General features: G+C 64.6%; 8 protein-coding genes and 1 pseudogene. 7 read left to right on the top strand and 2 right to left on the bottom strand.

Annotated elements, in window-relative coordinates; genetic code table 11:
* Together QZ213_RS20025 and QZ213_RS20030 are read left to right on the top strand one after the other, a co-directional pair.
* The coding region (locus QZ213_RS20025) for an NAD(P)H-dependent glycerol-3-phosphate dehydrogenase (RefSeq protein WP_365885077.1) at positions 1-519 on the top strand (519 nt) is incomplete at its 5' end.
* Positions 520-521: 2 nt separating this feature from the next.
* Positions 522-935: an EVE domain-containing protein gene (locus QZ213_RS20030; protein WP_291687833.1), complete on the top strand. Its 414-nt coding sequence runs from the start codon at positions 522-524 to the stop codon at positions 933-935.
* 25 nt (positions 936-960) lie between these two features.
* Here QZ213_RS20030 and QZ213_RS20035 read toward each other — a convergent pair whose 3' ends face one another.
* The gene (locus tag QZ213_RS20035; protein ID WP_291687834.1) at positions 961-2,115 is read right to left on the bottom strand and encodes a DNA topoisomerase IB; all 1,155 of its coding nucleotides are present in this window, start codon (positions 2,113-2,115) and stop codon (positions 961-963) included.
* A 395-nt stretch (positions 2,116-2,510) separates the two neighbouring features.
* Between QZ213_RS20035 and acs the strand changes: the two genes are divergently transcribed.
* From acs to QZ213_RS20050, 3 genes are all read left to right on the top strand, one after another.
* A complete protein-coding gene (gene acs / locus QZ213_RS20040) occupies positions 2,511-4,463 on the top strand; it encodes an acetate--CoA ligase (RefSeq protein WP_291687835.1) in 1,953 nt (650 codons plus the stop codon).
* 474 nt (positions 4,464-4,937) lie between these two features.
* Positions 4,938-5,450 carry a L,D-transpeptidase gene (locus tag QZ213_RS20045; RefSeq protein WP_291687836.1) on the top strand — a complete coding sequence of 171 codons (513 nt, stop codon included), beginning with the start codon at positions 4,938-4,940 and terminating at the stop codon, positions 5,448-5,450.
* A gap of 108 nt (positions 5,451-5,558) precedes the next feature.
* A complete protein-coding gene (locus QZ213_RS20050) occupies positions 5,559-5,837 on the top strand; it encodes a hypothetical protein (protein ID WP_291687837.1) in 279 nt (92 codons plus the stop codon).
* A 66-nt stretch (positions 5,838-5,903) separates the two neighbouring features.
* Here the strand turns inward: QZ213_RS20050 and QZ213_RS20055 are convergent, their stop codons facing one another.
* Entirely contained in the window at positions 5,904-6,122 is a 219-nt protein-coding gene (locus tag QZ213_RS20055) for a DUF1674 domain-containing protein (RefSeq protein WP_291687838.1), read from the bottom strand.
* Between the two features lie 188 nt (positions 6,123-6,310).
* On the opposite strand from QZ213_RS20055, the gene QZ213_RS20060 reads away from it, so the two are divergent.
* Together QZ213_RS20060 and QZ213_RS20065 are read left to right on the top strand one after the other, a co-directional pair.
* Positions 6,311-7,663 (top strand): transcription antitermination factor NusB, encoded by a 1,353-nt coding sequence (locus QZ213_RS20060; protein ID WP_291687839.1) that lies wholly within the window; start codon positions 6,311-6,313, stop codon positions 7,661-7,663.
* Between the two features lie 155 nt (positions 7,664-7,818).
* Positions 7,819-8,519: pseudogene (locus QZ213_RS20065) on the top strand (heparinase); the annotation flags it as partial.

Consider the following 8,519-nt stretch of genomic DNA (forward strand, 5'->3'; position numbering starts at 1 on the left):
AAGGACGAAACGCTGGCGCGCGCGCTGGTGCAGGCGCTGGGATCTTCGACCTTCCGGCCTTATCACACCACGGATGTCCGCGGCGTCGAGATCGGCGGGGCGGCGAAGAACGTGCTGGCGATCGCGGCCGGCATCGTTGTGGGGCGAAGACTCGGCGCTTCCGCACAGGCGGCCCTGACCACGCGCGGCTTTTCCGAGCTGGTGCGGTTGGGACGCGCCTGCGGCGCGCGCGGCGAAACTATGGCGGGGCTGTCGGGGCTTGGCGATTTGATCCTGACCTGCTCGAGCCCGCAATCGCGCAATCTCGCGCTCGGCATCGCGCTCGGGCGCGGTGAACCGTGGCTGCACGACAAGCTTGCCGAGGGCGAATTCACCGCCCCGGTGCTGATCGAACTGGCGGCTTCGCAAAACGTCGATATGCCGGTATCAAATGCGGTCGCGGCGATCCTGCGCGGCGCGGTGACGATCGACGAAGCGATCGAAAGTCTCTTGACGCGCCCGTTCAAGGCGGAGGGATGAAAATGGCGTACTGGCTGGTGAAATCCGAACCTTCGGCGTGGTCGTGGGACCAGCAGGTGGCAAAGGGCGCCAAGGGCGAAGCCTGGACCGGCGTGCGCAATTTCACCGCGCGGCAGAACCTGGTGAAGATGAAGAAGGGCGACCGCGCCTTCTTCTATCATTCCAACGAGGGCAAGGAGATCGTCGGCATCGCCGAGATCGTCAAGGAAGCCTACCCCGATCCCACCGACAAAACGGAAAAATTCGTCTGCGTCGACATCAAAGCCGACAAGCCGCTGAAGATTCCGGTGACGATGGCGGCGATCAAGGCCGACAAGCGATTGGCCGACATGGCGCTGGTGAAATATTCGCGGCTGTCGGTGCAGCCGGTGACGCCGGAGGAATGGAAGCTGGTCTGCAAGATGGGCGGGCTATAGCGTCGCACACCCTACGGCACTGCGCTTACGCCGCCGCAGCCGCCATCACGACTTGCGCCAAGAGCGCCTCGCGTTTCGACTGCGAGCGGTAGCCCTTCATGGTCGCGGCGAAGCGTTCGAGGATGCCGTCCTCGAAGGCGGTGACGATGGTGTCGTGGACATAGCTCTTGCGGCAGATCGCCGGCGTATTGGAGAGTTCATCCGCGGCGGCGCGGACCGCATCCAGCACCTGCTTCTTGCGGCCGTGGGCGCTGGCGGCCGGTGAAATCCGCGACAGCGATTCCAGCACCACCGCTGATGCCATCAGGGTCCGGAAATCCTTCAGCGAAATCTTGATGCCGGCGATCTCGCGCAGGAACGCATTGACCTGGGTGGTGGAGACTGCGCGCACATTGCCGGAATTGTCGCGGTACTGGAACATCCGCTTGCCCGGCACGCCTTGCAGGATGCCGATGGCGCGCACGAGCTTGGCCGCGTCGCATTCCTTGCGCACGGCCTTGCCGCCCTTGGCCTTGAAGGAGAGCACGACGCTGTCGTCTTCCAGCGTCACGTTGGACTTCAGGAGCGTGGTGGCGCCGCGGGTGCCGTTGAGGCGGGCATAGGATTCATTGCCGGGACGGATCGCGGTGCGCGCGATCAGCTCGATCACCGCCGACAGCGCGAACTCGCGGGTCGGCGTGTCGCCCGACAGGTGCATCGAGACGTTGCGGCGGATTTTTGGGAGCGCCGCGACCAACTTCGCCAGACGATGGGCCTTGCGGTGCTCGCGGACCTTTTCCCAGTCGGAGTGATAGCGGTATTGCAGCCGGCCCGCGGCATCGCGGCCGACCGCCTGCAGGTGCAGATTCGGATCGGGGGAGTAGCGGACCTCGGCATAGGCCGGCGGCACCGCCATCGAGTGCAGCCGGCGGATGGTGCCGGCATGGCGAACCCGGGTGCCGTTGGCGCGAACGAAGGAATAGCTTTTTCCCCGCTTGATGCGGCGGATGGTCAGTTCGTTCTGATCGCCAAGCCGTAGGCCGATCTCGCGGGCCAGCGCCTCGACCGAGGCGGCCGGTTGCGCCTTTGCTTGCGGCTTTTCCTGGGGGGTTTTGGGCAGCTGACCGAGGGCTTCGGCCAAGGCAACCGCCGGATCGGCGGAAGCGGGCCGCGCAGCCTCGAAATTCTGCTGATCCATCATGACTTTAGACGCCTGTTCTGACTACACCCTGCTAATGCCGTTTATTGATCTTTGGTTCCGGCAGGTGGCTTTCGCCCCGGGGAGGCCATTTAGGGGGTTATGGCCGGGAGCGCTAGCCCATTCGCCGAGGGTGACGGTTTCTGGTTACCGTTGAGCAAACGCGCAGAGCTGACCTGCGGCCTTTTGACCCCTGCGAAAACGCGATCGTGATGCGGGCGGACGCCGCCGCGGCGTCCCGCCACGTCGCGGGATTTGATCCGGCGCAAGCGGGGAGCCCGCCGAAGGTCGTATTTGTTCCGCTTGTCGGGGTCATCGGGGCCGACGCATAATCGTTATAAGAACGAAGACGGCTTGCAGTGTCCGCATTCACTGGCCGCAAGGGTGGAGGGTCTGAGATGTCCGAGAAGATTTACGATGTGCCGGCGGAATGGTCGAAGCGCGCCTGGGTCGATCAGGCCAAGTACAAGGAAATGTACGCGCGCTCGGTCAGCGACCCCAACAGATTCTGGGCCGAGCAGGCCAAGCGCATCGGCTGGATGAAGCCGTTCACCAAGGTCGAGAATTCTTCCTTCGCGCCCGGCCATATCTCGATCAAATGGTTCGAGGACGGCGTCCTCAACGTCGCCTGGAACTGCATCGACCGCCATCTCGACAAGCGCGGCGACCAGACCGCCATCATCTGGGAGGGCGACAATCCTTCCGAGTCCAAGCACATCACCTATCAGCAGCTGCATGACGAAGTCTGCAAGATGGCCAACATCCTGCGCACCCGCAACGTCAAGAAGGGCGACCGCGTCACCATCTACCTGCCGATGATCCCGGAAGCCGCCTACGCGATGCTGGCCTGCGCGCGGATCGGCGCGATCCATTCGGTGGTGTTCGCCGGCTTCTCGCCAGACAGCCTCGCCCAGCGCATCACCGACTGCCAGTCCAAGATCATCATCACCGCCGACGAAGGCCTGCGCGGCGGCAAGAAGGTGCCGCTGAAATCCAATGTCGATGCCGCGGTCGCCAAGGCCGGCGGCGTCGACTGGGTCGTCGTGGTCAAGCGCACCGGCGGCAAGGTCGACATGAATCCGTCCCGAGACCTCTGGTACCACGAGGCCGCCGAGATGGTGACCACGGAATGCCCGGTCGAACACATGCATGCCGAGGATCCGCTGTTCATCCTCTACACCTCGGGCTCGACCGGACAGCCCAAGGGCGTGCTGCACACTTCCGGCGGCTATCTGGTGTTCGCGTCGATGACGCATCAATACGTGTTCGATTACCACGACGGCGACATCTACTGGTGCACCGCCGATGTCGGCTGGGTCACCGGCCACAGCTACATTCTCTACGGGCCGCTGGCCAACGGCGCGACCACGCTGATGTTCGAGGGCGTGCCGAATTACCCCGATAATTCGCGGTTCTGGAACGTCATCGACAAGCACAAGGTCAACATCTTCTACACCGCGCCGACCGCGATCCGCGCGCTGATGCAGTCAGGCGACGAGCCGGTGAAGAAGACCTCGCGCAAGTCACTTCGATTGCTCGGCAGCGTCGGCGAGCCGATCAATCCGGAAGCCTGGGAGTGGTATCACCGCGTGGTCGGCGAGGATCGCTGCCCGATCGTCGACACCTGGTGGCAGACCGAGACCGGCGGCATCCTGATCACGCCGCTGCCGGGCGCCACCAAACTCAAGCCGGGTTCCGCGACGACGCCGTTCTTCGGCGTGGTGCCGGAAATCGTCGATGCCGACGGCAAGGTGCTGGAAGGCGAATGCCAGGGCAATCTCTGCATCGCCAGATCATGGCCGGGCCAGATGCGCACCGTCTATGGCGATCACGCCCGTTTCGAGCAGACCTATTTTTCCACGTACAAGGGAAAATACTTCACCGGTGACGGCTGCCGCCGCGACGCCGACGGCTATTACTGGATCACCGGCCGCGTCGACGACGTCATCAACGTCTCCGGCCATCGCATGGGCACCGCCGAAGTCGAGAGTTCGCTGGTGGCGCATGCCAAGGTCTCGGAGGCCGCCGTGGTCGGCTATCCCCACGACATCAAGGGGCAGGGCATCTACGCCTATGTGACGCTGATGGCCGGCGAGGAGCCGAGCGAGGAGTTGCGGAAAGAATTGGTGGCGTGGGTGCGCAAGGACATCGGCCCGATCGCCTCGCCCGACCAGATCCAGTTCGCGCCGGGCCTGCCGAAAACCCGCTCCGGAAAGATCATGCGCCGCATCCTGCGCAAGATCGCCGAAGACGAGCCGGGCAGCCTCGGCGACACCTCGACCTTGGCGGATCCCGCCGTGGTCGACGATCTCGTCGAGCACCGGCAGAACAAGAAGGACGCTTCGGCGTAAGGGTCAGCTAACCTCGCCCCGCTTGCGGAGAGAGGTCGGATTGCGCCGAGCGATGCGAAGCATCGTCCGGAGCAATATGGATGAGGGAGACTCTCCGCGCATATTTCTGCGAGAGAGTTTGCGGAGACAGCCCCTCTCCCCGCAAGAGCGGGGGGAGGGAGCGCACTTCCGCAGCGGCGACATTTCAATCAAAAAATCTGCTCGGGTCCGTCGCCCCTCACGCGCTTGTCAGCGGCAAGTCGCCCGACGCTGCCGTTTTCCGGGCGAGTGTTGTTTTCCGGGCATTTACTTTGTCCCGAACATTTTCTTCGTTGCCAGCGCTGGACCCCCGGCGCGGCCCTCATGGAAACCTCCGGGTTAACGGGCGCGGTTAAGAATGCGTGGGCAAGGCGGCGGTAAATCGCGGGCATTGCGGGATTTGCATCGAATTTCACGCCGCCCTCAGGGCTGGCCGAAGATGGAGCGCAGAGATTGATGTCGATGAGGATTGCGGTGGCGCTGGCAGCCACCATTGGGGCCGGGATATTGGTATCGTCGGCGGCCGAGGCGGGTGCGGATGTGGTCGGTTTCCGCGGCGACTATTCGCCGGGAACGATCGTGGTGAAGACCAATGAGCGCCGGCTCTATCTGGTGGTCGATCCGGACCACGCCGTGCGCTATCCCGTCGGCGTCGGCAAGGCCGGCAAGCAATGGGCCGGCGTGACCCAGATCGACGGCAAGTATCGCAATCCGGCCTGGTCGCCGCCGGCCGAAGTGAAACGCGACAAGCCCTCGATGCCGGACGTGATCCCCGGCGGCTCGCCGCACAATCCGATGGGCGTCGCCGCGATGACGCTGGCCGGCGGCGAATACGCCATCCACGGCACCAACGTGCCGGGCTCGGTCGGCGGCTTTGTCTCTTACGGCTGCATCCGCATGCTGAACCCCGACATCACCGATCTCTACCAGCGCGTCTCCGTCGGCACGACGGTGGTGGTGACGCGCTGATCGGCTGCCGAAAGATCTGAGCATGCGAAAAGCCGCGCCACTGCGCGGCCTTTTTTCTCCGCGACAAGGAGGAACGGCCCCGTGAAGCCGATTCGTTCGAAGCCGCTGATGATCGCCGTTCTTGCGATCAGCGTCGTCATCGCCATCCTGTCCTGGCTCGGGCATTATGGATGGAGTTCGCTACAGACCCGTCAAATCGAGGGGTTTTCGGCATTCGGTCTCAACGCCGCGGTCGCCGTTCTCGGCTTTTGGACGCCAGAGCGCGCGGCCTGGGCTGTCTATTTCGGCGTAAGCATTCTGGCTTTTCTCTTATTAAGCGCGGCGACACCGCTAAATGTGATCTGGATTTTGATGGTCGTCGTTTTCGACTGGCTGTCGTTGGGGTGACCGTCGGCTCGGCGACTTAACCATGCCTGGGCTGCACCTGCGTCGGTCAGCCGCCCGCGTCGGAACTCAGAAATCCGAGGCGATGCCCTTGGTTTCCCAATCGCCGTAGCGGGTCGGTTCCGGGCCCTTCGGACCCTGAAACTCCTTGGCCGCCGGCCTGGCATCGGCTTCGGCAGCCCGCCGGCGCGCGTCGGCTTCGGCGAGCGCGCGCTGGGCCGCCGGCGTCAGCTTCTTGCGTTCCGCCCCCGGGGTGGCGGCTTCAGGCAATGAAGGATCGTCGGTCATTGGAGGATTTCCAGTCGCGCCAGTGGCGCGCTCCACTCGGGTTTCACGCATAAAGATGGTGCGGCAGCAGCGAATTCGGTAGGGCGGTTCTTATATTTGGCATATTCCAATGGCAAAAGTGATTTCCTTCCCGCCGCATAAGCTGAAACGCTGAGCGCTATCCGATTCTTGCGAGATGTTCCCGCTCCATGCCTCCTCAACGATTCGCCCTGCCATCCGAGGTGCCTGGTCTGGCGGCGCGGCGGATCGCTGCGGATATTCTCGACGGTGTGCTGCATAAGCACCGCACGCTGGACGAACAGCTCGACGGCGCCACGGCGCATCCCGGACTCAAGACATTATCCGATCGCGACCGCGCGCTGATGCGGCGGCTGGTGGCGACGATCTTGCGCCGCCTCGGCACCCTCGGCCATCTGCTATCGCGGCTGCTCGATCGCGGCGTTCCCACCGACGCGCCGCGCGCACAAAGCGCGCTGTTGATCGGCGCCGCGCAGATTCTCTGGATGGACGTTCCCGACCACGCCGCGGTCGATCTGTCGGTGCGGCTGGTGCAGTCGGACCGGCGGGCCGCGAAATATGCAGGCCTCGTCAACGCGGTACTGCGCCGCTGCGCGCGCGAGGGGCAACCTTTGATCGACGAGGTCAAGTCGAAGACGCTCGATGTTCCCGAGTGGCTGGTGACGCGCTGGATCGCGCATTACGGCGAAGCCGCCGCGCGCGACATCGCGCTTGCACTCAGTCATGAACCCTCACTCGATATCACCGTGAAATCCGATCCCGAGCAGTGGGCGACCCGCCTGCACGGCGAAACGCTGCCGACGGGAACCGTGCGCACGCTGCTGCAGGGCTCGGTGAAGATGCTGCCGGGCTTCATCGAAGGCCATTGGTGGGTACAGGATGCCGCCGCCGCGCTGCCGGCGCGCCTGTTCGGCGACATCGCCGGCAAGTCCATCGCAGACCTCTGCGCTGCGCCGGGCGGCAAGACCGCGCAGCTCGTTCTCGCCGGCGCGCGCGTCACCGCGGTCGACCGTTCGCCGGCCCGCATGACCCGGCTGCGCGACAATCTCACGCGGCTTTCGATGGAGGCGGAGACCGTGGTCGCCGATGCCGCCGAATGGCAGGGGGCCAAGAACGGCGAAAGCTTTGACGGTATCCTGGTCGACGCCCCCTGCACCTCGACCGGCACCATTCGCCGCCACCCCGACGTCGCCTGGCTGCGGGTGGAAGCCGATATCGCCGCGCTGACGGCGCTGCAGAAGCGCCTGTTGCAGAGGGCGGTCGCGCTGCTCCGTCCCGGCGGGACGCTGGTCTATTGTACCTGCTCGCTGGAGCCCGAAGAAGGTGAGCAGGCGATCGCGGCGCTGCTCGCCTCCGAATCCGCCATGCGCCGCGCGCCAATCGAGGCCGGCGAGGTCGCCGGTTTGAAGGAATTACTGACCTCCGAAGGTGATCTACGGACACTGCCCTGCCACCTGCCGCACCAGGACCCCCGGTTGGGCGGGCTTGACGGTTTTTACGCCGCGCGGCTGGTTAAATCCTGATTTTGCACCGGATTTCCGTCCCCTTGCGCTGATTCGCGGGCTTTCAAGATGGTGTCTTGGCCGCGTTTCCGGATTAAAAGGATTCGCAAAACGGAATCCTCCAATCAAGGGCAGGCGTGTCGGTCGCTCAACGCAGACGTATCTCGACGCTGATCATGGGCCGCTTCGCGCGGAACCTGATGGCGCGCGCAAGCGGTGGCTCGGTGGCGCTGTCGCGGCTGTGGCCGGGCCGCACCGATCGGCTGATCATCGCGCCGCACGATTTGCGTACCGCCGACGCCACCCGCGCGGCTGAGATCTATGCCGGCCGCTTCGTGTTCGCCGGCAAGATCGTCACCTGCCACGGCCGTTCGATCTTCGATCTCGAGCCGCCGTCGGAAGACTGGGAAGTCGCACTGCTCGGATTCGGATGGCTGCGGCATCTGCGCGCCGCCGACACCGCGCTGACCCGCGCCAACGCCCGCTCGCTGGTCGACGACTGGATTTCGAATCCTTCGCGCAAGCGCCCCGTCGCCCGCCGCGCCGACGTGCTGTCGCGTCGCGTCATCTCGCTGTTGTCGCAGGCGCCGCTGGTGCTGGGCGATACCGACGGCAAATTCTACCGGCGCTATCTGCGCGGGCTGGCGCGCGAGATCCGCTATCTGCGCTACACGATGATGGATATCGACGGCGTGCCGCGGCTGCAGGTGCTGATCGCGCTGTGCTACGCCGCGCTCTGCCTCGCCAATCAGGGGCGGCACATCCGCGCCGCCACGCGAAAACTCTCCGACGAATTGCAGCGCCAGATCCTGCCCGATGGCGGCCACATCTCGCGCAATCCCGGCGCGCTGATCGAGCTCCTGATCGACCTGTTGCC

This window comes from Bradyrhizobium sp., assembly GCF_017881085.1.
In the GTDB taxonomy this organism is placed as follows: domain Bacteria; phylum Pseudomonadota; class Alphaproteobacteria; order Rhizobiales; family Xanthobacteraceae; genus Bradyrhizobium.

Bases quoted from the DNA above. Each gene is read 5' to 3' on its own strand.
- QZ213_RS20060 (WP_291687839.1), top strand. From the start codon at position 6,311: ATGCCTCCTCAACGATTCGCCCTGCCATCCGAGGTGCCTGGTCTGGCG.
- QZ213_RS20055 (WP_291687838.1), bottom strand. From the start codon at position 6,122: ATGACCGACGATCCTTCATTGCCTGAAGCCGCCACCCCGGGGGCGGAA.
- acs (WP_291687835.1), top strand. From the start codon at position 2,511: ATGTCCGAGAAGATTTACGATGTGCCGGCGGAATGGTCGAAGCGCGCC.
- QZ213_RS20050 (WP_291687837.1), top strand. From the start codon at position 5,559: ATGATCGCCGTTCTTGCGATCAGCGTCGTCATCGCCATCCTGTCCTGG.
- QZ213_RS20035 (WP_291687834.1), bottom strand. From the start codon at position 2,115: ATGATGGATCAGCAGAATTTCGAGGCTGCGCGGCCCGCTTCCGCCGAT.
- QZ213_RS20030 (WP_291687833.1), top strand. From the start codon at position 522: ATGGCGTACTGGCTGGTGAAATCCGAACCTTCGGCGTGGTCGTGGGAC.
- QZ213_RS20045 (WP_291687836.1), top strand. From the start codon at position 4,938: ATGTCGATGAGGATTGCGGTGGCGCTGGCAGCCACCATTGGGGCCGGG.